The sequence below is a fragment of the Pseudomonas bananamidigenes genome (genome assembly GCF_001679645.1).
Classification (GTDB): Bacteria; Pseudomonadota; Gammaproteobacteria; order Pseudomonadales; family Pseudomonadaceae; genus Aquipseudomonas; species Aquipseudomonas bananamidigenes.
In genome coordinates, this window is record NZ_LRUN01000009.1 from 12,477 (window position 1) to 36,629 (window position 24,153).

19 protein-coding genes and 1 pseudogene are annotated in these 24,153 nt (G+C 60.3%); 6 read left to right on the top strand and 14 right to left on the bottom strand.

Annotated features, from left to right (window positions below):
• The first annotated feature begins 254 nt into the window (after positions 1–254).
• Together BBF94_RS04305 and BBF94_RS04310 are read left to right on the top strand one after the other, a co-directional pair.
• Positions 255–1,913 (top strand): nitrite/sulfite reductase, encoded by a 1,659-nt coding sequence (locus BBF94_RS04305; RefSeq protein ID WP_065257812.1) that lies wholly within the window; start codon positions 255–257, stop codon positions 1,911–1,913.
• Positions 1,897–2,391 (top strand): DUF934 domain-containing protein, encoded by a 495-nt coding sequence (locus BBF94_RS04310; RefSeq protein ID WP_065257813.1) that lies wholly within the window; start codon positions 1,897–1,899, stop codon positions 2,389–2,391. Before BBF94_RS04305 ends, BBF94_RS04310 begins: the two co-directional genes overlap by 17 nt.
• Positions 2,392–2,452: 61 nt before the next feature.
• Here BBF94_RS04310 and sohB read toward each other — a convergent pair whose 3' ends face one another.
• Positions 2,453–3,475, bottom strand: coding sequence for a protease SohB (gene sohB / locus BBF94_RS04315; RefSeq protein WP_065257814.1), 1,023 nt, complete (start codon positions 3,473–3,475; stop codon positions 2,453–2,455).
• A 205-nt stretch (positions 3,476–3,680) separates the two neighbouring features.
• Between sohB and BBF94_RS04320 the strand changes: the two genes are divergently transcribed.
• Both BBF94_RS04320 and BBF94_RS04325 read left to right on the top strand, forming a co-directional pair.
• On the top strand, positions 3,681–4,391 hold the full coding sequence (locus BBF94_RS04320; RefSeq protein WP_065257815.1) for a histidine phosphatase family protein: 711 nt from the start codon (positions 3,681–3,683) through the stop codon (positions 4,389–4,391).
• Between the two features lie 48 nt (positions 4,392–4,439).
• Positions 4,440–4,757 carry an SCP2 sterol-binding domain-containing protein gene (locus BBF94_RS04325; protein WP_010223709.1) on the top strand — a complete coding sequence of 106 codons (318 nt, stop codon included), beginning with the start codon at positions 4,440–4,442 and terminating at the stop codon, positions 4,755–4,757.
• A gap of 76 nt (positions 4,758–4,833) precedes the next feature.
• On the opposite strand, the gene BBF94_RS04330 is transcribed toward BBF94_RS04325, so the two are convergent.
• From BBF94_RS04330 to BBF94_RS04390, 13 genes and pseudogenes are all read right to left on the bottom strand, one after another.
• Positions 4,834–5,439 carry a hypothetical protein gene (locus tag BBF94_RS04330; RefSeq protein ID WP_065257816.1) on the bottom strand — a complete coding sequence of 202 codons (606 nt, stop codon included), beginning with the start codon at positions 5,437–5,439 and terminating at the stop codon, positions 4,834–4,836.
• Positions 5,436–6,476: a hypothetical protein gene (locus BBF94_RS04335; protein WP_065257817.1), complete on the bottom strand. Its 1,041-nt coding sequence runs from the start codon at positions 6,474–6,476 to the stop codon at positions 5,436–5,438. The genes BBF94_RS04330 and BBF94_RS04335 overlap by 4 nt, the downstream gene beginning before the upstream one ends.
• A 12-nt stretch (positions 6,477–6,488) precedes the next feature.
• The gene (locus BBF94_RS04340) at positions 6,489–7,016 is read right to left on the bottom strand and encodes a PAAR domain-containing protein (protein ID WP_065257818.1); all 528 of its coding nucleotides are present in this window, start codon (positions 7,014–7,016) and stop codon (positions 6,489–6,491) included.
• Between the two features lie 44 nt (positions 7,017–7,060).
• Positions 7,061–8,658 (bottom strand): annotated as a pseudogene (locus tag BBF94_RS04345) (ABC transporter ATP-binding protein).
• A 1-nt stretch (position 8,659) separates the two neighbouring features.
• Positions 8,660–9,682, bottom strand: coding sequence for an ABC transporter permease (locus BBF94_RS04350; protein ID WP_065257819.1), 1,023 nt, complete (start codon positions 9,680–9,682; stop codon positions 8,660–8,662).
• The gene (locus BBF94_RS04355; protein ID WP_065257820.1) at positions 9,682–10,746 is read right to left on the bottom strand and encodes a microcin C ABC transporter permease YejB; all 1,065 of its coding nucleotides are present in this window, start codon (positions 10,744–10,746) and stop codon (positions 9,682–9,684) included. The genes BBF94_RS04350 and BBF94_RS04355 overlap by 1 nt, the downstream gene beginning before the upstream one ends.
• A complete protein-coding gene (locus BBF94_RS04360) occupies positions 10,733–12,583 on the bottom strand; it encodes an extracellular solute-binding protein (protein WP_065257821.1) in 1,851 nt (616 codons plus the stop codon). Before BBF94_RS04360 ends, BBF94_RS04355 begins: the two co-directional genes overlap by 14 nt.
• 113 nt (positions 12,584–12,696) lie before the next feature.
• Positions 12,697–15,351 carry a TonB-dependent receptor gene (locus BBF94_RS04365; protein ID WP_065257822.1) on the bottom strand — a complete coding sequence of 885 codons (2,655 nt, stop codon included), beginning with the start codon at positions 15,349–15,351 and terminating at the stop codon, positions 12,697–12,699.
• A 118-nt stretch (positions 15,352–15,469) separates the two neighbouring features.
• A complete protein-coding gene (locus BBF94_RS04370; protein WP_065257823.1) occupies positions 15,470–15,973 on the bottom strand; it encodes an RES family NAD+ phosphorylase in 504 nt (167 codons plus the stop codon).
• Positions 15,970–16,446: an antitoxin Xre/MbcA/ParS toxin-binding domain-containing protein gene (locus BBF94_RS04375; RefSeq protein ID WP_065257870.1), complete on the bottom strand. Its 477-nt coding sequence runs from the start codon at positions 16,444–16,446 to the stop codon at positions 15,970–15,972. Before BBF94_RS04375 ends, BBF94_RS04370 begins: the two co-directional genes overlap by 4 nt.
• A gap of 265 nt (positions 16,447–16,711) precedes the next feature.
• Positions 16,712–19,633: a TonB-dependent receptor gene (locus tag BBF94_RS04380; RefSeq protein WP_065257824.1), complete on the bottom strand. Its 2,922-nt coding sequence runs from the start codon at positions 19,631–19,633 to the stop codon at positions 16,712–16,714.
• A gap of 91 nt (positions 19,634–19,724) precedes the next feature.
• Entirely contained in the window at positions 19,725–20,672 is a 948-nt protein-coding gene (locus BBF94_RS04385; protein WP_065257825.1) for a FecR domain-containing protein, read from the bottom strand.
• On the bottom strand, positions 20,669–21,175 hold the full coding sequence (locus BBF94_RS04390; protein ID WP_065257826.1) for a sigma-70 family RNA polymerase sigma factor: 507 nt from the start codon (positions 21,173–21,175) through the stop codon (positions 20,669–20,671). Before BBF94_RS04390 ends, BBF94_RS04385 begins: the two co-directional genes overlap by 4 nt.
• 297 nt (positions 21,176–21,472) lie before the next feature.
• On the opposite strand from BBF94_RS04390, the gene BBF94_RS04395 reads away from it, so the two are divergent.
• A complete protein-coding gene (locus BBF94_RS04395) occupies positions 21,473–23,191 on the top strand; it encodes a hydrogenase maturation protein (RefSeq protein WP_065257827.1) in 1,719 nt (572 codons plus the stop codon).
• Positions 23,192–23,275: 84 nt separating this feature from the next.
• A complete protein-coding gene (locus BBF94_RS04400; protein WP_065257828.1) occupies positions 23,276–24,139 on the top strand; it encodes a LysR family transcriptional regulator in 864 nt (287 codons plus the stop codon).
• Positions 24,140–24,153 lie beyond the last annotated feature (14 nt).

The window sequence follows — 24,153 nt, forward strand, 5'->3', positions numbered from 1 at the left end:
GACTCGACCACAGTTAAGACGATGATTGTCCGCACGACAAATGCGGGTTAGTTGACACTCATTCCTGTTAGGCGATTTGGTTCTTTACATATACTCAAACATCACTTTTGCGCATAACTGCAAACGGGTATATTGCCCCGGCTCCATCAGGGAGTGCGCGGCCGTGCGCGCGTAATTGCCGAGGCACCATCGGACTCCAGCAAGCGAAAACGCAGCGTTTTCCGAGTAGCCCAAAGCCTGAGAACAGGACTTATATGTACGTATACGACGAGTACGATCAGCGGATCATCGAGGACCGCGTCAAGCAGTTCCGTGATCAGACCCGACGCTATCTGGCAGGTGAGCTGAGCGAAGAAGAATTCCGCCCCCTGCGCCTGCAAAATGGCCTGTACATCCAGCGTTTCGCGCCGATGTTGCGGGTGGCGGTGCCCTACGGCCAACTGACCTCGCGTCAGGTGCGCATGATGGCCAAAATTGCCCGCGACTACGACAAGGGCTATGCCCACATCAGTACTCGCCAAAACGTGCAATTCAACTGGCCGGCGGTGGAAGACATCCCGGACATTCTCGCGGAACTGGCCACCGTGCAGATGCACGCGATCCAGACCAGCGGCAACTGCCTGCGCAACGTCACCACCGACCAGTTCGCCGGCGTCGCGGCGGACGAGCTGATCGACCCGCGTCCATGGTGTGAAATCGTTCGTCAGTGGACCACGTTCCACCCGGAATTCGCCTACCTGCCGCGCAAGTTCAAAATCGCCGTCAACGGCTCGACCTCTGACCGCGCAGCCATCGAAGTCCACGACATCGGCCTTGAGCCGGTACACAACGCCGCCGGCGAACTCGGCTTCCGCGTGCTGGTCGGTGGTGGTCTGGGCCGTACCCCGGTAGTCGGCGCGTTCATCAATGAGTTCCTGCCGTGGCAGGACCTGTTGAGCTACCTCGACGCCATTCTGCGGGTCTACAACCGCTATGGCCGTCGTGACAACAAATACAAGGCGCGGATCAAGATCCTCGTCAAGGCGCTGACTCCGGAAGTCTTCGCCCAGAAAGTCGATGCCGAGATGGAACACCTGCGCGGCGGCCAGACCACCCTGACCGAAGCCGAAGTGCATCGCGTGGCCAAACACTTCGTCGATCCGGACTACAAGGCACTGAGCAATCAGGACGCCGAACTGGCCGCCCTCGACAAGGAACACCCGGGCTTCGCCCGCTGGCGCGCCCGTAACACCCTGGCCCACAAGAAGCCAGGCTATGTGGCCGTGACCCTGTCCCTGAAACCGACCGGTGTTGCACCGGGCGACATCACCGACAAGCAGCTCGACGCCGTCGCCGACCTGGCCGACCGTTACAGCTTCGGTCAACTGCGCACTTCCCACGAGCAGAACATCATTCTGGCCGACGTCGAGCAGAGCCGGCTGTTCACCCTGTGGGGCGAGTTGCGTGAAAGCGGTTTCGCTACCCCGAACATCGGCCTGCTGACCGACATCATCTGCTGCCCGGGCGGCGATTTCTGCTCCCTGGCCAACGCCAAATCGATCCCGATCGCCGAATCGATCCAGCGCCGTTTCGACGATCTGGATTACCTGTTCGACATCGGCGAACTGGACCTGAACATTTCCGGTTGCATGAATGCCTGCGGTCACCACCACGTCGGCCATATCGGCATTCTAGGTGTGGACAAGAAAGGTGAAGAGTTCTACCAGGTCTCCCTTGGCGGCAGCGCCAGCCGCGATGCGAGCCTGGGCAAGATCCTCGGCCCGTCCTTCGCCCAGGAAGACATGCCGGACGTGATTTCGAAACTGATCGACGTGTACGTGGAACAGCGTACCGAAGACGAGCGCTTCATCGACACCTACCAGCGTATTGGCATCGACCTCTTCAAGGAACGCGTCTATGCAGCGAATCATTAAGAACAACGAGGTCGTCGACGAAACCTGGCACCTGCTGCCCAAGGATTTCAACATCGACGAGATCAGCAACTGCGACGATCTGATCGTCCCGCTGCAACTGTGGCGCGATCACAGCCGCATGCTCAAGGCCCGCGATGGCGGTCTGGGCGTATGGCTGGATGCCGATGAAGAAGCCGAGGAAATCGCTGCCGACGTGGATCAGTTCCAGGTCATTGCGCTGAACTTCCCGGCCTTCACCGACGGCCGCAACTATTCCAACGCCCGCCTGCTGCGTGACCGTTACGGCTTCAAGGGTGAGTTGCGGGCGATTGGCGACGTGCTGCGTGACCAGTTGTTCTACATGCGCCGCTGCGGTTTCGACGCCTTCGCCCTGCGCGCGGACAAGGATCCGTACGATGCCCTTGAAAGCTTGAAAGACTTCTCGGTGACCTATCAGGCCGCCACTGACGAACCTCTGCCGCTGTTCCGTCGCCGGTAAATCCACGGGGCGTACTCAAAAAAAACGCCGGTCATTCGACCGGCGTTTTTTATTGTCCGCTCTACCAGAAACGCTGCTGGGTCAACCGGCTCCACCAGTTCAGCAACACGCGATCCACCGAACCGCTGGCCGCCATGCCGATACGTTCCTGAAGGCTTTTGCGTTCGGCGTAATGAAGATGATAGACCTCGGCTTTTTTCGCCCGCTCCGCCAGATACTCGTCACTGGTCTTGAGTTCGTCCACCAGTCGTTTTTCCAGCGCCGCGAGGCCGAGCCAGACCTCGCCGGTGGCCACTTCGTCGATGGCCAGCTGAGGGCGATAACGGGCGACGAAGTTCTTGAACAGCCTGTGGGTGATATCCAGGTCTTCCTGGAACTTCTCCCGGCCCTTCTCGGTGTTTTCGCCAAACACGGTCAGGGTGCGTTTGTATTCGCCGGCGGTCAGCACTTCGAAATCGATGTCATGCTTTTTCAGCAGGCGATTGACGTTCGGCAACTGCGCAACCACCCCGATGGAGCCGAGAATGGCGAACGGCGCGCTGATGACCTTCTCGCCGATGCACGCCATCATGTAGCCGCCGCTGGCCGCTACCTTGTCGATGCACACCGTCAACGGCACGCCGGCCTCACGGATACGCGCCAGTTGCGAAGAGGCCAGACCATAGCTGTGAACCATGCCGCCGCCGCTTTCCAGACGCAGGACCACCTCGTCCTTCGGCGTGGCCAGGGTCAGCAGTGCGGTGATTTCATGGCGCAGGCTTTCGGTAGCGGACGCCTTGATGTCACCATCGAAATCCAGCACGAACACCCGGGGTTTGCTTTCGGTTTTTTTCTTCTGTTTCTTCTCGGATTTGGCCTCGCCCTTGCGCAACGCCTTGATCTGATCCTTGTCGAACAGGCTTTGCTCCAGGCGTTCACGCAGGCCTTTATAGAAATCGTTGAGCTTGCTGACCTGTAACTGGCCCGCGGCTTTGCGCCGGCCTTTGCTGCGCAATGCAGCGAAACTGGCCAGCACCACCAGAATGGCGATGACCAGTGTCACGGTCTTGGCCAGGAAACTGGCGTATTCAGTCAAAAGCTCCACAGTGACTCCTTCAAACGATGCGCCGTTGCTTGCCAGGCGCGGAATGCTTCCAGCATACCCATGCCGTGCGTCGTCGGCCAGCCGTGAAACCTCTGGAAACAGCCCTGTAACGGGCATTTCAAACAAGCGTATGTTTTTTCATTGACAGCTCACCGTCATCCCCATAACCTCGCCACAACCTTCAACGTACCGGGATGACGCGGACGTGGGCAGCATCTACTTGATTCGACATGGCCAGGCCTCCTTCGGTGCAGACGACTATGACGTCCTGTCGCCGACCGGTGTACGCCAGGCAGAGATCCTCGGGCGCCATCTCGCCGACCTCGGAATCAGCTTCGACCGCTGCCTGTCGGGCGACCTGCGTCGTCAGCAGCACACGGCGAACAGCACGCTGGAACAGTTCGCCGCAGCCGGCCTGCCGGTTCCTGCGCTGGAGATCGATCCGGCCTTCAACGAATTCGACGCCGACGCCGTTATCCGCGCCCTGCTGCCGGCCATGCTGCCCGAAGAGCCCGAAGCACTGGACATACTGCGCAACGCTGCACAGAACCGTGGCGAGTTCCAGCGCATCTTCGCCCTGATCATCGAGCGCTGGCTGGCCGGTACCTACGACACGCCCGGTCTGGAAAGCTGGCTGGGATTCGTCGAGCGAGTCCAGGCGGGGCTGAACCGCATCCTCGATCAGGCCGACAACACCCGGAAAATCGCAGTCTTTACCTCGGGCGGCACCATCACCGCCCTGCTCCACCTGATTACGCAGATGCCTGCCCGGCAGGCCTTTGAACTGAACTGGCAAATCGTCAACACCTCGCTCAACCATCTTAAGTTTCGTGGTCGCGAGGTGGCTCTGGCTTCCTTCAACAGTCACGTGCACCTGCAACTGCTGAAGGCCCCGGAACTCATCACTTTCCGCTGAGTCCGGATTACTGTGACCCTGCTGCAATCAACCAAAAAGGATCGAACAATGACCTCCGTAGCCGATGCCGTAAAAGCAATGCAAGCCAAGTTCAACCCAGCTGCCGCTGCCGGCCTGGACCTGGTTTTCGGTTTCAACATCACTGACGAAGACAAGCACTACGCCCTGATCGTCAAAGACGGCACTTGCGACATCCAGGAAGGCGAAAATGCCGACGCCAACTGCACGCTGGTGCTGGACAGCGAAACCCTGAAAGGCATCGTCAGCGGCGAAACCGACGGCATGCAGGCCTTCATGGGCGGCAAGCTGCGCGTCGAAGGCGACATGATGCTGTCGATGAAACTGTCCGAGCTGTTCCCGGCGTAAGTCGCAGGCCAGCCAAAAAAAAAAAATCCCGCCTTGATGGCGGGATTCTTGTTTATGGAGTGTTTGAGACGATCCTTCAGCGCCTGCGCCGCTCGGCCTCATCCAGCTCGTTGAAGATCTGGACATACTCGGCATCCGCCTGCTGATCCACTGAAATCAATCGTGCACTGTTGCTATCGATCAGGTTCCCGGTCTGCCCATCGCGGCTGAACGTGATCACAAAGCGCTGCCCCTCCAGCTCAAGAAACAGGTTATACAGATCAACGGGCTTGTCCGGCTTGTCGAACTTGCTAAGCCAATATCTGACCCGTTGATTCAGTTGCGGAGGATGGCTTATCAGCGAATCCGTATTGACTCCCGGAAAGTCATATTCCAGAGCAACACCTGCAGTGGCAACCAAATCCTCGTTCATGTCTCGTGTTATCGGCAGCGGCTTGTTTCGAAGCATGGTGTCTGCACTGACTTCGGGCGGTGTCCCGATCGAACGACGGCGGTACATTCCGCTGTCGAACCAGCGAGATGCATCGAAACGATTGTCTTCAGGGCTCCAGAGGCCGTAGTTCATCATCACTTTTGCAGGCATTTCATCTTCCTTGCCGACAGAAAAAAGACCAATGGCTAACGCTGTCACGAACAAAGCGCTGACAACGAACCCTTTGAACGTTCTTGTCGGGATCATCATTTGGCAGGTCTGTACTCGCACAACTTTTTCGGTACGCCATCTGGCGTGTTGCCAGAGCGAACCGGGTGAACGGCGCCTTCAGCATCCAGGGGATACCCGAGGGTACTGTTGTAGTGATCCCTTCCCTGAGCCTGCTTGAGTAAAGCGGCATCTTTGTCCGTCAGTGTCTTTTGTGGCGCAACGGGTGCCGTCTCGTTCGGTAACTGCGCCTCTGGATTTTTTTGTGCCGTGCGATGGGCTGCCAGACGTCGCTGGTAGTCACTGAGCTGTTTACGATAAGCGCGACTGGCCGCTTTGTCGGCTTCCTGTCGGGCGGGTGCCTTCTCGACAGCTTTACGATCCTCATCGGTGCCATAAGTCTGGTCGTACAGACTTCGTCGAGGAAACGCCCAGACCACTGCGCCGGTCGCGTTCGCCATGACTTGAGCCAGGCTTCGTTCGTAATGCGGATCCTCGTTTTCCCCCACCTTCAAATCGGCATCGATTCCCAAACCGGTACGACAGGCGTAGGAATAAATCTTTGCACCGTAGGCAAATGCGTCCGGTGTGAACATTTGTGCCTGAGCGTCGCGTAAACGGTAGCTCAAGCGTTTGTCGAGTTCATAGCCAAACTCGATGGCTCCGACAATACCGTGGGAGAAGAAGTCCATTTGCTTGATCTCACGCCCTCTGCGCTTACGCGAAACCACGAAATCAACCAGTTGCGAAATATTGTCGTATTCGCGGTACTCAGCCTTGTAGCGCTCCGTCACGATCTTTTTGACTTCCGCCAGCAGCTTCGGGTCGTATTCATCCTTGAAGATGAGAAACACCCGTTGTACGGCATAGTTCGGTTTGGGCTCAGGGTAGTTCCGGACCTGCCGGATTCCCTGATTGATGAAGTTCATCATGTTTCCGCGTTGGCCGCGAAAATTGGCGACAAAACTGATATAGGACGCCCCCACCACCGTCACATAATCCTGCGCCAGCGTCCCCGTGACTTGTGTCGTTCCATGCTGATCGCTGGTTTGGACCTGTTTCTTTTGCGGTGCTGCCACGGTTGATACTCCTTAGTATTCGATACCCAGTGCGTCCAGATGGGCAGCCGCTTCCTTGCCCCATTGCACGGTAATGGAGGTCGGATTGGCGGTGAACACCCGAGCGGCATTACCGTGGTTGTCTGTGTGTCCGACCAGCCGCTGTCCATCGCCGGTTTCGATGCAATAGAGCATGTCGGGAATGGCTTCTCCGCTGGACTCATCCACCAGTTGAAAGCGTTCGCTGTGTTTGGGCACGGTGACAATCGGGGTAAAGGGCGCCGCGCCAACCTGAGTACCTACAAAAACATCGCCGGAGCCGGTGATGATCATGCCGCCATGGGCAGTGGCGCTACCGAGAAAGGCTATGGGCTTGCCGTTTATCAGGATATTGCTGATACCTTCGGTCACCGAGTCACCGCATGCGGTGGCATCACCGACACGTAACACCGGCATGCCGTTGATAAACACGTTCGAAGAGGCGCTGGTGCTGGGATTGGTTGCGTGCCCGGTCACCGGGCAGGCATTGAGATCGCTAAGTCGAGCGGCAGGTTTCGCCATCGCCTACGTCCTTGTAAGTGAAAGAGGTCGAAAATTTACCGGATTCACTCGCCAGTTGAAAGTCGGCCATCCGCCAGTTGCGACGCGGCCATCAATTCCCGGGTGTAAGGATGCTGTGCACAGGCGAACAACGCTTCCGTTTCCCCACGCTCCACGACCTCACCCTCCTTCATCACGATCAGATCGTGTGCCAGCGCTCGCACCACCGCCAGATCATGACTGATGAACAAATACGTCAGCCCATGTTCCTCCTGCAACCGGCGCAACAGCGCGACGATCTGTTTCTGCACCGTGCGATCCAGCGCCGAGGTGGGTTCGTCCAGCAGGATCAGATCCGGTTTGAGCACCAGCGCCCGGGCGATGGCGATGCGTTGACGTTGCCCGCCGGAAAACTCGTGGGGGTAGCGGTGCGCGCGGCAGGGTCGATGCCTACTTCCCTCAAGACATCGATCACGGCCTGTTCACGTTCCCTCGCGCTCAAGTCACTGTGCACCTGCAACCCCTCGGCAATGATCTGCTCAACACACAAGCGCGGACTGAGGCTGCCGAACGGGTCCTGAAACACCACTTGCAGGCGCTTGCGCAATGGCCGCAGTTGTTTGCCGCTCAGTTCCTCCAAGGCTTCGCCTGCAAAGCGGATGCTGCCGTCGGCGTCGATCAGACGCAGGATCGCCTGGCCGAGGGTGGACTTGCCCGAACCGGATTCGCCGACGATGCCAAGGGTCTTGCCTCGCTGCAGAGTCAAATCAATACCGTTGACCGCGTGCAGATACGACTTGCGCCGCAGCCAGCCGCCACCGAGGCGAAAACGCACGTTGAGATTGCGCACCTGCAGCAGATCCTCCGCCCGGTCCCGGCATAACGCCGCGCCACCGGGTTCGGCATTGAGCAATTCGATACTGTAAGGATGCTGCGGCGCCCGGAATAACTGCTCGCAAGTCGCCTGTTCGACGATTTCGCCGGCACGCATCACCGCCACCCGCTGGGCGATGGTGCGCACCAGATTCAAGTCATGGCTGATGATCAGCAGCGCCATGCCCAGTCGTTGTTGCAGGTCCTTGAGCAGCAGCAGGATCTTGCGTTGCACGGTGACGTCAAGGGCCGTGGTCGGCTCGTCGGCGATCAATAACCGAGGCTCACACGCCAGCGCCATGGCGATCATCACTCGCTGCCGTTGCCCGCCGGAGAGCTGATGCGGATAAGCCTTCAGACGCTCGTCCGGGCGTTGAATACCCACCAGTTCCAACAGCTCGATAATCCGTTTGCGCGCCGCCGCACCCGCCAGACCTTTGTGCAGCGCCAGGCTTTCCCCCAGTTGTCGTTCGATGCTGTGCAACGGGTTCAGCGAACTCATGGGCTCCTGAAAAATCATTGCGATCCGGTTGCCCCGCAGTTGCCGCAGGTAACGCTCATGTACGCCAAGCAACTCTTCGCCACCATAGCGAATGCTGCCATGGATCTGCGTAATGTCCGGGTCGAGCAGTTGCAGGATGCTGTGGGCCGTCACCGATTTGCCGGAACCCGACTCCCCCACCAGGGCCAGGCATTCCCCCGGACGAATGTCCAGATCAATACCGTGAACCACTGCCTGGCCTTTGAAAGCCACGCGCAGGTCGCGTATTTCGATCAAGTGTTCACACATATCAAGTCCTCGGGTCGAAGGCATCACGACAGGCTTCGCCAATGAAGACGAGCAATGAAAGAATCAACGCGAGCGCAAAGAACGCCGTCAGTCCCAGCCATGGCGCCTGGAGATTGCTTTTGCCCTGACCGATCAACTCACCCAGCGAAGCGCTGCCCGCCGGCATGCCGAAGCCGAGAAAGTCCAGCGCCGACAACGTCGCGATAGCCCCGGTGAGAATGAACGGCAGGTACGTCAGCGTGGCGCTCATGGCGTTGGGCAGGATGTGCCGCACGATCACCTGTGTATTTCCGACGCCCAGCGCACGCGCCGCTTTTACGTACTCCAGACCCCGGCTGCGCAGGAATTCGGCACGCACAACGTCCACCAGGCTGAGCCAGGAAAACAGTGCCATGATCCCCAGCAGCCACCAGAAATTCGGCTCGACGAATCCCGACAGGATGATCAACAGATACAACACCGGCAGCCCCGACCAGACCTCCAGCAAACGCTGCCCGATCAAGTCGACCCAACCGCCGTAATAACCCTGCAGAGCGCCGGCGGCAATGCCGATCAAAGCACTGGCGGCAGTCAGCGCCAACGCGAACAGCAACGAAACCCGGGTGCCGAAAATCACCCGCGCCAGCACATCGCGCGCCTGATCATCGGTACCCAGCCAGTTGTCGCCGGAGGGCGGGCTCGGTGCCGGTTCCGTGAGATCGTAATTGACCGTGTCGAAACCGAACGGGATCGGCGCAAACCACGTTCGCCCGCCCTGCCCTTCGATCAGCTGGCGCACCTGGGCGCTGCGATAGTCCGGTTGAAATGGCAGCTCGCCACCGAAGTCCTGTTCGGTATAACGCTTGAATGCCGGAAAAAACCATTCCCCTTGAAACGTCAGCAACAGCGGTTTGTCATTGGCAATCAGTTCACCGCCCAGACTCAGCCCGAACAATCCCAGAAACAGCCACAACGACCACCAGCCGCGCCGATGAGCCTTGAACCGCGCCCAGCGGCGCTGCCCGATGGGAGAAAGCGTCAGCATCACGTAGCCCTCGCAGTCAAGTCGATACGCGGGTCAACCAGCGTGTAGCACAGGTCGCCCAGCAGCTTTATCAGCAGCCCGAACAGGGTGAAGATGAACAGCGAACCGAACACCACCGGGTAATCTCTCGATACTGCCGCCTCGTAACTCAGGCGTCCGAGGCCGTCGAGGGAGAAGATCACTTCGATCAGCAATGAGCCGCCGAAGAACACCGTCACCAGTGCCTGAGGCAACCCGGCAACCACCAGCAGCATCGCATTGCGAAACACATGTCCGTACAACACCTGCCGCTCACTCAGGCCCTTGGCCCGGGCCGTGACCACGTACAGCCGGGAAATCTCGTTGAGGAAGCTGTTCTTGGTCAGGATCGTCAGGGTCGCGAAACCGCCGATGACCAGCGCGCTGACCGGTAGCACCAGATGCCAGAAGTAATCCGCTACCTTGCCCCAGAGCGTCAGCTCGGCGAAGTTGTCCGAGACCAGCCCGCGTACCGGAAACCAGTCCAGCACCGTGCCGCCGGCGAACACCACGATCAGTAGCAGCGCGAACAGAAATCCGGGCATCGCGTAGCCGACGATGATCGCTGCGCTGCTCCAGACATCGAACGCCGATCCGTTGTGCACGGCCTTGCGAATGCCCAGCGGGATCGACACCAGATAAGTGATCAAGGTCGCCCACAGCCCCAGCGACAAGGTCACCGGCAGCTTCTGCCAGATCAGTTCGGTCACCGTGGCCCCGCGAAAGAAGCTCTTGCCGAAATCCAGTTGCGCGTAGCTTTTGAGCATCAGCCACAAACGCTCGGTGGCGGGCTTGTCGAAGCCGTACTGACGCTCGATATCGGCCACCAGTTTCGGGTCCAGACCGCGAGTGGCGCGGGACTCGCCGCCAATGGTTTCGACATGGCTCGCTCCCACGGCACCACCGGCGCCGATCCCCTGTAACCGGGCGATGGCCTGCTCCACCGGGCCACCGGGTGCGGCCTGCACGATCACGAAATTGAGCAGCAGAATCGCCAGCAGAGTCGGCACGATCAGCAGCAGACGCCGCAGGCTATAACCCCACATGGGCGAACTCCTTTTGCTGTTTTTGCGCCTGAGTGGCGGTCAACGCCGTCGGGCTGATTTCCCACCAGGTATCCAGACCGGCGTCGTACAGGGGCGCAATCGCCGGCCGACCAAAACGGTTCCACCACACCGTGGAGATACCGGGCGGGTAATAGTTGGGAATCCAGTAGTATCCCCACTGCAGTACCCGATCCAGCGCCCGGGCATGACGCAGAAGACTTGCGCGACTGTCGGCCTGCACCACGCCTTCGAGCAACGCATCCACCGCCGGATCACGCAGCACCATGTAGTTGTTGGAGCCCGGATCATCGGCGCCGTCGGAACCGAAGTAATTGAACATCTCACGGCCCGGCGCCTGGCTCACCGGATAACCGACGACGATCATGTCGTAGTCACGGTTGCGCACGCGGTTGGTGTATTGCGCGGTATCGACCTGACGGATATCGAAACCGATGCCGATCTGTGCCAGGTTGCGCTTGAACGGCAACAGCAAGCGCTCGAAACCTTTCTGGCCATTGAGAAAGGTGAATTGCAGCGGCTCGCCGGCAGCGTTGACCAGTCGATCGCCGCGGGGTTTCCAGCCGGCGGCCTCCAGCAGTTTCAACGCCTGCAACTGCTGCGCGCGAATATTGCCGCTACCGTCGGTGCGCGGCGCTTCGAACACCTGGCTGAACACTTCGTCGGGGATCTTGCCGCGCCAGGGTTCGAGGATTTTCAGTTCCTCGACGTCCGGCAATTCAGTGGCCGACAGCGCGCTATGGGAAAAGAAACTGCGCTGACGCAAGTACATGCTGCGCATCATCTGCCGGTTGCTCCATTCAAAGTCCCAGAGCATGGCAATCGCCTGGCGCACCCGGCGGTCCTGAAACATCGGCTTCTGCAGGTTGAACACGAACCCCTGGGCACCTTGCGCAGCGCCCGGTGCGAGGTGTTCGCGCAGCAGCTTGCCCTGCTCCAGCGGCGCACCGGCATAGCCGATGGTGTAACCGGTGGCAGAAAACTCGCGGTTGTAATCGAACCCGCCGGCCTTGAGCACTTGCCGTGACACGTCGGTGTCGGCAAAGAACTCCACGCTCAGCTGATCGAAGTTGTAGAGCCCGCGAGTGATCGGCAAATCCCTGGCCCACCAGTTCTTGATCCGCTGGAACTTCACGCTGCGCCCGGCATCCACCGCGCTGATCCTGTACGGTCCGCTGCCCGGCGGAATCTCGAATCCGCCGCCTTCGGCAAAGTCCCGCGTGCGCCACCAGTGTTCAGGCAAAACGGGCAGCACCGCCAGATCCAGCGGCAAGGTGCGGCTGTCGTTGTTCTTGAACACGAAGCGCACCTGGGTGGGTGACTCGACCTGCACTTCGGCGACATCGCGGAACTGCTGTCGGTACTTCAGGCTGCCCTTGGTGATGAACAGTTCAAAGGTGTAGCGCACGTCCTCGGCGGTGATCGGCGCGCCGTCTTCGAAGCGCGCCTTTGGGTCGAGATAGAAACGCACCCAACGTCGATCCGCATCCAGTTCCATTCGCTGCGCCACCAGACCATAGACGCTGTAGGGTTCATCCTTGCTGCGATAAGCCAGCGGCGCGTATAGCCAGCCATCGACTTCGGCGACACCGGTGCCTTTGTCGACGTAGGGAATCAGGTGATCGAACGGACCGCTTTCCAGCGAGGAACGCCGCAGGCTGCCGCCTTTGGGCGCATCGGGATTGACGTAGGCCAGATGCTGGAAATCCGCGGCGTATTTCGGGGCTTCGCCGTAGACCGTGAGGGCGTGTCGGGGCTGCGCAAATATCGCCGGGCTCAGCAAAAGACATACACCCAGCAAAGTGATTCGGGAGAACATGGTCAGATCCTTCAACCCCGCGCCCGCCTGATTGTGATGTGCAACAGGCGGGCATTTTTTATAGGGCCGGTTTTAGAACGATGGGTTACTAAAACCGGCACTGACTGGTCATCTCAGAACTTGTAGTTGACCCGCGTGTACAACGTCCGCCCGAACGGGTCACCGTATTTCGGGTCGTAGCCGCTCTGGAACGTGTAGGTCTGATTACTGAATGGCGGCTCGCGATCGAACAGGTTTTTCACGCCCAGCGTCACCGCCAGTGTCTTGCGCCAGGTGTAGGTGCCGGCCGCATCCCAGACGTTGTACGAACCGACGTAGTCGTGGGTTTCGCGATCCGAGTCGTGATAACCGCTGGTGTAGCGGTTGGTCAGGCTCGCGCCGAACGGGCCGTAGTTCCAGCTGCCGGTCAGGCTGTGACGCCAGCGGGCCACCGCGCCGGCCGACGCGAAGTCGCCACCCCGAAAATCGCCAAGCTTGTCGATGAAGTCGCCCTTGAGTTGCTGCTGATACTCGTAACGACTGACATAGGTCCCTTGCAGAGCAATGCCGAAATCGCCGTACGGCGTGCTCGGCAGGCGATAGTCGAAACTGACGTCAACGCCGTTGGTCTTGATCTTGCCGAGGTTGGCCAGGCCGGTGACAACGTGATCGATGGAGCCGTCGGGCTTGCGGATCAAACGCTCCGGATACAGTTCCGGGCTCTCGAACACCGCCGACTCGGGGAACTCGGCGATCTGGTTGGCGATGCTGATCCACCAGAAGTCCAGCCCGGTGGTCAGGCGGTCGAAGGGCTGATAAACGAAACCGAGGGTGACGTTGCGAGCCGTTTCCGGACTCAGGTCAGTATTGCCGCCCGTGGTGCGGTTGAACTGCTGGGCGCAGTCGCGGTTGGCAATGCCGCCGTTGCTCGGATTGCCACCGGCACACAGACGCGGGTCGTTGTAATTGGCGTTGGTGAAAGTGGTGAAGTTCGGGTTGTAAAGTTCGTAAAGCGACGGCGCACGGAAACCTTCGCTGTAGGCACCGCGAACCACCAGTTCCTTGAACGGCTGGAAGCGGAACGAATACTTGGGGTTGGTAGTGCTGCCGAAATCGCTGTACTTGTCGTGCCGAACCGCAGCGGACAGTTCCAGACTGTCGAGCACCGGCACATTGACCTCGGCGTATTGCGCCGAGACGCTGCGATCCCCTGACACACTGCCATTGGGGTCCACACCGAGGCTCTGCACATCGCCGGCAAACGCGGCGAAGTCCTGATGAAAATCTTCCTTGCGATACTCGCCACCCAACGCAAGCGCCGAAGGACCGGCGCCGAACCAGTCGCCAATCTCGCGGCTGACGCGACCATCGATCGCCTTCACCCTGCCCACGGCTGTCGCGTAATCGCCGTCCACAGCGTTGGCCGCCAGCAATGCTGAACCGGCAGCATTCTGCGGGCCGAACGGGTTGATCACGCCGCTGGCGATGCCCTGGCTGACGGCCCGATCATTCACGTAACCGCTGCGAATGGTATTGACCACTTTGTTCTGGTTGTAGGAGGCGCCCAGATTGTAGTCCCAGCCCGCCAGCGCACCGTCGAAACTCAGCAGCAGGCGCTGGCCGGTGTTGTCGTCTTCGTGGCGGCGGGCGCCGACAGCGGTTTCACGCCAGTTCACATCTACCGGTTGCGTCGGATCGAGGTCGAAACCGCTCGGCCCGGGGGTGATGCCGTTGCCCGGATAGAACGCCGTGCCGGGATTGACCTGGTTGCCCATCAACGTGCCGGGGCCGATCTGGGTTTGGTTTTCATTGCGCGCCCAGAAGTATTCGAGGCTGACATTGTGATCGTCCGACAGCTTGCCGGTGGCTTTGGCGAAGGCCGACGTTTTTTCGGTTTCCGGCACCAGGTCGAGGTAATTCCACAGGCTCTGGCGGCAGATGCCGTTACGCAACAGCAAGCCTGGCGCGTTGCATCCGGAACCGGTCAGCGGGTTGGTGGCGTTGCGGCCCTGGCTCCAGTTGGCGGGTGATGCTGTGCCGGACGTGTAATCAAGCCCCCGTCCGGGCTGGTAGTTGTAGGTGTAATCACGATCTTCGGCGGCCAGCCGTTGCTGCTTGTCGTAACTCACGACGCCGAAGACGTTGAAGCGATCGTCCTGCAAATCACCGAAACCCCAACTGCCGCTGAAGTTGCGGCTTTCACCGCCGCCGGAATGGGTAGGCGTGTCGTAGCTGGTGCTGATCTGGCCTTCGGTGAGGCTGGTTTTGGTGATGAAGTTGATCACCCCGCCGATCGCATCGGTGCCGTACAGCGCCGAAGCACCGTCGCGCAGAACCTCGACCCGGTCGATGGCGGCGAACGGAATGGTATTGAGATCCACGCCTGAACCATTGATCGCATTGGTCGCGTTGTTACTCAAGCGGCGCCCGTTGAGCAGCACCAGCGTCTTGTTCGGCCCGATACCGCGCAGGTCCGCGTAGGACGCCCCGCCGCTGCTCGAACCCACCGAGCGCCCGGAACCGACGGAGGACTGGTTGGCGGAGATCCGGCTGACCAGTTCCTCAGTCGTCGTCACACCTTGCTTTTGCAATTCTTCCACCCGAAGGATGGTGACCGGTACGGCGGTTTCGGCATCGACGCGGCGGATCGCTGTGCCGGTGACTTCTACGCGTTGCAGTTGGGTCGTCGGCTCGGTTGCCGTGCTGTCGGCGGCGACAGCCGGCAACGTATTGATTGCCAGCAGCAAGGCCAGGCTCAAACGGGATTTAACGGGTGAAAAATGAATCATGAAAAGCCATCCCTGCGTTCTGGTTTATGCAGGGATGTGCGATGGAGGATGGCGATTTATAGGGCGCGATTTAGACCGTTGGGTACTGAGGTTATGCAAAATGCGGCATGGCGATTCATCAGACCAATGCCATTTCCCTGAGTAAACGGGTATCGAGGCCGAACCGCTCCTGCGAGACCATCCTGAACTGCCCTTCTGCCAGTTCACAACTCACCAGTAGATTCCACGAGTAGCGGGTCGCTGCCGACGGGATCAGCACGAATGGATGCTCCGCCAATAACGCGTCAGCGAACAATCGCTGATTGGGCGAAGGCCGTGCAGGGCTCAGCCAGTAAGGATTCGGTACCTCTTCGGGCTGCACGATTTTGACCTTCGCATTGTTGATGACTTCGAAACACGTCAAAACGTAAGGTTCGCGGTCCAGGTCATCGAAACTGCGGTTGGCTGCCACCTCCAGAATGGCCGAGGACGGATCGACCGATGCATAGACGACGCGTCGTCCGGGTCTATTCCATCGACCGCCTCTCAGCTTTGATCCCATTCCGCTGTCCCACGTTCTTCCATAAACCTCGCGATCCAGCCGCCATGCATACCAATGCTCGTCCCAGGGCAATGGGTTCATGGATAAACCCCATAGATAAGCTGCCCCAGATACTGCTCCACCATCTGAAAGCCCAGTGGGTGTCGGGTCAACTCCAGGGGAACACGACCGTGAAAATAGGTGGATGGATTCTGCATCCAGGCCTCCGCCCGAGGCTGCCCACCGAAGGCCTCGATGGCCAACTCCAGCACCAGTGCATATTGGTAGGCGATGACGCTCTGCTGGGGGTCAAGACGTACCGGCTTGCCTTCTTTCAACAGGCGCCGAACCGTTCTGACAGACTTGCCAGTGATGCGCCGGACCATCTCGCCTTGCTGGTAAAGCGCGGAGGTCGAAAGCATGTCGACGACGTCGCTCAACTCGAAGCCTTCATCGGTCAGGTGAACGATCAGCATCGCGTCATCACCGATGTTCCGGCCATGCACAAGCAAATCGACAGGTTTGCCCTCCACCTTCTTCAAGCCCGCCAACCGGGGTACTTTGGCACTGGGCAACGCGACATCCTCCTTGGGGCACCTGGCACAATCGTTGCGCCATTGATGACGAGCGGAATAAGCAGGCGTTTCGTATTCGAGGTGTGCAGTTCGCATGATCCATCCATTATCAGAGGCCTTAACGTCCAGGCCGATTGCGACTTCAATGTCAAAGCCGATGCTATAGATCATGCTTCCGACGACCAACCTGAAAAAGTCGTCGGAAATATCCCTGATTTCTCGCGAAACCTTCTTGTTTCCGTAGGACGATACCGACCACAGAGACTCAGCTCCCGAAGTGATAACTCACATCCAGCCACCACTGCCGTCCATACGGGTCGTAGTTGCCGGTGGGGTAATAAGGCCAGCCTGCGGAGTCGTCATGCTTGACCTGATTGAGCACGTTGTTCACGGTCAGCCCGACGCTCGCCCGGTCGTTCAAGCGGTAACGCGCACTGGCGTTGAATACTGTCCACGGAGACAGACGCCCGTCGCCCGCGCCGTTGGTGACCGAACCATAGCGAATGCCCATCAGCGTCGCCGTGGCCTTCTGGTACTCCCAGGTCAGGCTGGCGTTGACCTTGCTGCGCCAGTCGTAGTTGCTGCGCGAGGTGCGCAAGTCCTGGGTCGGGGCCTCGTCCGATTCCTTGTAGAAGTGCGATAAAACCAGGGTGTAACCCAGCGCCGAACTGAACGCTCCGTACTGCCCGGCACCCCAACGAATGTTGCTCTTGAAATCGAGTCCGCTGACCCGCTCGCTGGCGGCGTTGATCGCATTCACCCGCACTCGCTGCAACTGGTTGGGATCGATGGCGGCATTGCCGGGATTGCGATCGACGCGGGCCAGCGTCGACTGACAGTTGGCCGAGTTGATGTCTTGAGTGCCGTTACGGCATTCGTTCTCTTCCTGCAACAGACGGTTTTCATCGACGGTGGTCAGCAAATCATCGATCTCCACCCGCCAGAAGTCGGTAGAGAAATCGAAGTTGCGGAACGGCGACCAGACGAACCCGTAAGTCCAGGATTTGCCGCGCTCGGATGCCAGATCCGCCGTACCGCTCTGGGTGTAGTTGACCCGCCCGCGATCACAGGCGCCCTCCACACCCTGGCTGCAACCGTAGTAATCGATCTGGGCCGGGTAGTAGCCGTTGCTGTCGGACTGGTAGATGTAGTTCAGGTCCGGCGCCCGGAAACTGGTGCCGTAGCTGCCGCGCAGCAGCAGGCTGGTGACCGGTCGCCATTCCAGACCGAGGTTGTAGGTTTTCTGCTGCTCGGTGCGACCACTGAATTTGTACTGGTCCCAGCGCCCCGCCGCAGTTGCCAGCACCGTGTCGGTGACTGGAATGCTGAACTCACCGCCGGCTGCGTAACGCTTGCGCGAACCGCCGGAGCCTTGCGCCGGCGTCACGCCGTAAAAGCTGCCGTCGTTGAGGCTGTCGTCCGGATCGATGCGGTATTCCTGCTTGCCCGCCTCCAGCACGCCGGCAAATCCGACCGGGCCGGCGGGCAGGTCGAACAGATCGCCATTGACCGAGGCGTTGTAACTGGTGGATACCGACTTGCTGCTCTGGGTCAGGTTGCCGCGAAACTGCTGCCATTCCTCAGGCGTCAACGGCCGGTCGAGGCGCGAGGCGTCCGGTGCGAACACCGGATAACCGTCACGGGTGCCGAGCTGCGGGCCGAGATAAAAGTCCTGAATCGACGACAGCGGCGTATAGCGCGTGGTGCGCACGCTTTTGTATTCCGAGCGGTTGGCCGCCAGGTCAAAACGCCAGCCGCTGTCGGCGATCTTGTCCGAAAGCCCCAACGTGCCGGTCCATGAGGTGTCGCGCCATTTGCTGTTGTTGCTGGTGCGCCCGCCGATTTCCTCTTCACCGAAGCGGCGATACCAACGCTCCAGATTGCCACTGTTCCGGTTGATGAAATCCGGCGACGTAAAAGTCGGGCCACGGGTGTTGTTCTGGATATGATCGAGGCCGTACATCAGGTCAGCGAACACTTGACCGCTGTCACTGAAATGCCAGGTACCGCGGGTGTAGCCGTCATAATTTTCCTTTTGCGTCTGGATCGTCCAGTAATCGTTGTACATCTGGTCGGTGCGGCAACGTCCGCCGTTGTTGAACAGCTTGTTGTCGAACGTGCCTTGATAAGCGCCGCAGCCCGGCCCCAGATAACGGTTGCGGGTCAAGTCACGACGGTAGCCGACATCCGCCAGCGGACCGCTCTGCATGAAGCCGCGATCATCGGCCCAGATCGGGTCGCGGTTGGTCAGCTCAAGTCCGAACAACCCGTCGAAATCGCCCCAACTGCCGCCGCCGCTGATTTGCAGCCGCCGGTTGTCACCGCCGCCACGCTCGCTGGTGCCGCCCTTGAGGTTGACGTCGACGCCATTGATCTTGTCCTTGAGGATGATGTTGACCACCCCGGCAATCGCATCCGAACCGTAGATCGCCGAGGCGCCGCTGCTGAGGATTTCGATGCGGTCGATGATCGCCGACGGAATGTTCGCAAGGTTGGTGAAGTTGACCTTGCCGTCGTACGGCGTCGGGTAATCAGCGACCCGCCGACCATTGATCAGCACCAGCGTGTGGTTGGGCCCGAGCCCGCGCAGGTTGAGGGCGCTGGCCGCCGGTTGCCAGGTGTTGCCATAGTCTTCGCCCTGGGTCATGCCGGTGTTCTGGGTTTGCGTGGCGAGGGCGTCATAGACGTTCTTGTAGCCCCTCGCTTCCATTTCTTCATGGGTGATGACGTTGACGGGTGTCGCGCCATCGCTCTGCGCCCGGGCGATCCGCGAGCCGGTGACCGTAACTTTTTCCATGCGGTAATCGGCGTTGCCGGCAGGCGCCACAGCGGCGGCCTTGACGGGCACGGCGCTTGGCGCATCGGCCTGACGAATGCTCAGACCTTGAGTGCCCTGCTCGACTTGCAGACCGCTGCCGAGCAAGGCTTTCTCCACCGCTTGCCGCCCTCCCAATGCGCCGCGCACCGCACCGCTGCGCTTGCCCTGAACCAGATTCTGATTGAAGGAAATCGGCACGCCGGTCTGGCGCGAGATATCCAGCAGCACCTCGTCGAGCGCACCTGGGGCGATGTCGAAAGTGAACACTTGTGCGGCAGCGTCTTGCGCCAGAACGGCCGAAGGAACGATGCCTGTCGCCAGCGCGGCGGCCAGCGTCAGGAGGGGTAATTGTTGTTTGAATGAGAACATCGAGGGGCTTCCCTGTTGAAGGCGTCTGCAGGGAATGAGCAGCGGGCCGACGCTTTTTATAGGGTGGCGGATAGACCGGGAAGTTATGGTTTTATAACCGCGCTTCGACGCTCACCCAGTACGGGTTGTGCCAGGTGACACGGATCGGCAGGGAACGCTCAAGCAATTGCAGCGTGCGGTCACTGTCGTCCAGCGGAAAAAGACCGCTGAGGCGTAAACCGGCGACCTCGGGGCTCAGGTGCAGGATGCCGCGACGGTAGTTGCGCAGGCTGTCGATGACTTCACTCAAGGGGCGGTCGCGCACTTCGAGACGACCCTGAACCCAGGCACTTTCCTGTCCCTTGCTGCGTTCCAGAGAGAGGGTTTGCCGTTCGTTGAACAACAGGCTTTCGCCCGCCTCCACCACCTGTCGCGCGCCGCTGGCGGTTACGACTTCGACCTGGGAATGCAGCATCACCAGCCGCGTCGCATCTTCTGCGCGCTGTACCAGAAATGTCGTGCCGAGTGCGCGCATCCGTCCGTGGCCGGTTTCGACCACGAAGGGCCGGGCCGGATTTTTCGCCACATCGACCAACAGTTCACCGCTGCGCAAATCCAGCAACCGCTCGACGCTATCGAATCGCGGCACTACGCGGCTGCGGGCGTTGAGTGTCAGAGCGCTGCCATCCTCCAATGTGAATGCACGTCGCTCGCCTGTTCCGGTGGACAACTCGCCAGCCTCCGGCAGCCAGCCATAACGACGGCCGAGCAGACCGGCCAGCACCGCGATACCGATCACGCTCAGGCTGCCGCTGATAAACCGGCGACGGCTGGACGGTGCATTGAGGCTGTGCAACAGACTTTCACGGGGCACCCCGCGCAAATCCGAATGGCGCAACAGGCTCAGCCCTCCACCCATCTGCTCGATGATCTGCTGGTGCCTTGGATCCGCCGCACGCCAGGCTTCGAACGCTGCACGCTCCTGCAGGCTGACGTCCCCCGACTGCAACAGCGCCATCCATTGTGCGGCTTCATCGATCAGCGTTTCGTCCGGTCTCATGCCTGCATCGCCTGATAGCAACGCTTGAAGGCTTCGACCATGTATTGCTGCACACGGCTGGTGGACACGCCGAGGTGTTCGCCGATTTCGCTGTAGGTCAGGCCATCGAGTTGATGGTAGAGAAACGCAGCCTTGGCCTTGGCCGACAGACCGTTGAGCAAGCGATCCACCGCCAGCAGCGCTTCGATCACCAGCGCCCGTTCTTCGGGTGACGGATGCACCGGCTCCGGTGCCAACGCCAGGCTCTGCAGATAGGCGCGCTCCAGATCCTGCCGTCGCCAGCCTTCATAGACCAGCCGCCGGGCAATCGTGGTCAACAGCGCGCGCGGCTCGCGAATGGCCAGCGGATCGGGCAGCGCCAGCACCCGCAGAAACGTTTCCGAAGCAATGTCCTGTGCACTGTGCGGGCAACCGAGGGTACGGCTGACTGCGGCGCATAACCATCGGTAGTCCTTTTGGAACATCTGCCCGATGACCTGGTAATGCGGGTTGTGACTCCCCATGCCTTGCTCCCTGAAAACGGGCTCCACCCGCTGCGAAAATCCATGGATACGCCGGGATCGTCCGGCGTTGATCAGGGCTGCGACTGTGCAATAGCGTCGCGGACATTTGAAGTAATAAAAAATCAGGATATGCAAACCATTGAGCATAAGGCGTTTTATCGCCACGGCAACATTGGCTGACACAACGTTGATCTCGATCAGTGGCGCCCGCCACGCCAATCTCTAACCTTGCGCCTCCATCGATAGCCACGGACGGCTCACCGGGAGCTGCGGCTGACCTTTCAAGGAAGAGCAATCATGCGATCACTCAACATCATTCTTTTGTCTTCGGCGTTCAACGGTCTGACTCAACGTGCCTGGCTGGATCTGCGCCTGGCCGGGCATTCGCCCAGTGTGGTGCTGTTCACCGATGAAGCCGCCGTGTGCGAGCAGATCGAAAACAGCGGCGCCGATCTGGTGATCTGCCCGTTCCTCAAGGACCGCGTCCCCCATGCACTGTGGAGCAACCTTCAGCGTCCGGTGGTGATCATTCATCCCGGCATCGTTGGCGATCGCGGTGCCAGCGCACTGGACTGGGCCATCATGCGCGAACTGCCGACCTGGGGCGTGACGGCCCTGCAAGCCGTCGAGGAAATGGATGCCGGGCCGGTCTGGGCCACCTGCGAATTCAACCTGCCGGCAGGCCTGCGCAAATCCGAGCTGTACAACGGCCGGGTCGCCGACGCGGCAATCCGTTGCATACGCGAAGTGGTGGAAAAATTCATCGACGGTTTTGTTCCGGTGCCCCTGGACTACACCGATCCCAAGGTTCGCGGCTGCCTGCAACCGAACATGAAGCAGGATGACCGCACCTTCAGCTGGCACGACTGCTCGCGCTTCATCAAACGCTGCATCGACGCGGCGGACGGCCAGCCCGGCGTGCTCGCCAGCCTCGCCGGCGGTCAGTATTACGTGTACGACGCACACCTCGATCAGCGCACCGGCATCCCCGGCAAGATCCTCGCGGTACACGACGACGCCGTGCTGGTGGCCACCGGTGATCACAGCCTGTGGATCGGCTCGCTGCGACGCAAACCGCAACCGGGCGAAGAAACCTTCAAGCGTCCGGCGCGACATGTGCTGGCCGGGCAACTGGCGGATGTACCGGTGCTGGACTGGTCAATCGCCAATGCGCCGTTCAGTGACGAAGCGTATCAGCCGATCCGTTACCGCGAATCCGGACACGTCGGCGAGCTGACGCTGGAGTTCTACAACGGCGCCATGAGCACCGAACAGTGCCAGCGCATGGTCGAAGCGCTGCGCTGGGCCAAATCCCGTGACACCCGGGTGCTGCTGGTCAAAGGTGGGCGCGGCAGTTTCTCCAACGGTGTGCATCTGAACGTGATTCAGGCCGCCGAAGACCCGGGCGTCGAAGCCTGGGCCAATATCCAGGCCATCGACGACGTCTGTGCAGAGTTGCTCAGCGCGCGGCAACTGGTGGTCAGCGGGATCACCGGCAATGCCGGCGCCGGTGGCGTGATGCTCGCGCTGGCGGCGGATATCGTGTTCGCCCGTGCCGATATCGTGCTCAACCCGCATTACAAGAGCATGGGCCTGTACGGCTCGGAATACTGGACCTACAGCCTGCCCCGCGCCGTCGGGCCGGCCATGGCCGAACAACTGACCCAGGCCTGCCTGCCGGTCAGTGCTGCGCAGGCGTTGCAACTGGGCATGATCCAGGAAGTCGGCCCGCGCTGCCCGGACGAATTTGGCCTGTGGTTGCTGCAACGGGCCAACGCGGCGCTGACCGATCCGACGTATGCGGCGGTGCGCGAACGCAAGCTGCGGGTCGATCACGAGTTGATCCGCCAATGCCGCGAGACCGAGCTGCAAGAGATGCAGGAAGACATGCTCTACAACCGCAATCAGTTTGCCGAGAAGTGCCGCAATTTCGTGTACAAGCGCAAGACGTGCTGCACGCCGGCGCGGTTGGTGGAGGATTGGGCGCGGGTGCGTGAGGCTGAGTTGGCCGGTTGAATCCCGATGCAGGTTCGCGATTGCCCGATGACGTGATCGCGAACCTGCACCTACAATGCCGGCACCTCAACCACCGGCCCGCCCATGGACATCGACCTCGCCCGCACTTTTCTGGAAATCGTCCGCCACGGCAGTCTCGCGGCAGCGGCGGAAAAACTGTTCATCACCCAGACGGCAGTCACCGCCCGGGTCCAGAAACTCGAAAGCCAGTTGGGCAGCACACTGTTCGTGCGCAACCGTGCCGGTGCGCGTCTGACCGCCAACGGCGAGGCCTTCGTGGTCTACGCCAATCAACTGGTGCAGACCTGGGAAGCCGCCCGCCGCGACTTGCCGCTGCCCGAAGGCTACGACAACGTGCTGCACATCGGCGGTGAGGTCAGCCTGTGCAACCCGTTGATGCTCAGTTGGGCTGCCGAGCTGCGGGAAAAAATCCCCAGCCATGCCCTGCGCATGGACATCCGTGACGGCGAGAATCTGCTGCGCCAGCTCGAACTTGGCGTGCTCGATGCCGCCCTCGTCTACCAACCGGAATACTGGCCGGGACTGCAGGTCGAGCAAGTGCTGGAAGAAAAACTGATTCTGGTCCGCACGCCGAACCGCCCCGCTCCCTACGTGTACATCGACTGGGGCAGCGACTTCCGCCGCCAGCACGATGCCGCACTGCCGGAAAAAGCCAAGGCCGCCCTGAGCTTCAACCTCGGCCCGCTGGCCCTGCAATACATTCTGGAGAACGGCGGCAGCGGCTACTTTCGCACCCGAGTGGTGCGCACTTACCTGGAAAGCGGCGCGCTGGAAGTGGTGACCAAAGCCCCGGAATTCGGTTATCCGACCTATCTCGTCTACTCCCGTGACCGCGACTCGGCGACCCTGCAACAGGCGTTCGACCTGCTGCGCGAAGTCATCAGGGCCGATGACGACTGGTCGCAGCGCTGGAACCCGTTGAGCTGACGGCCACTTTGCAC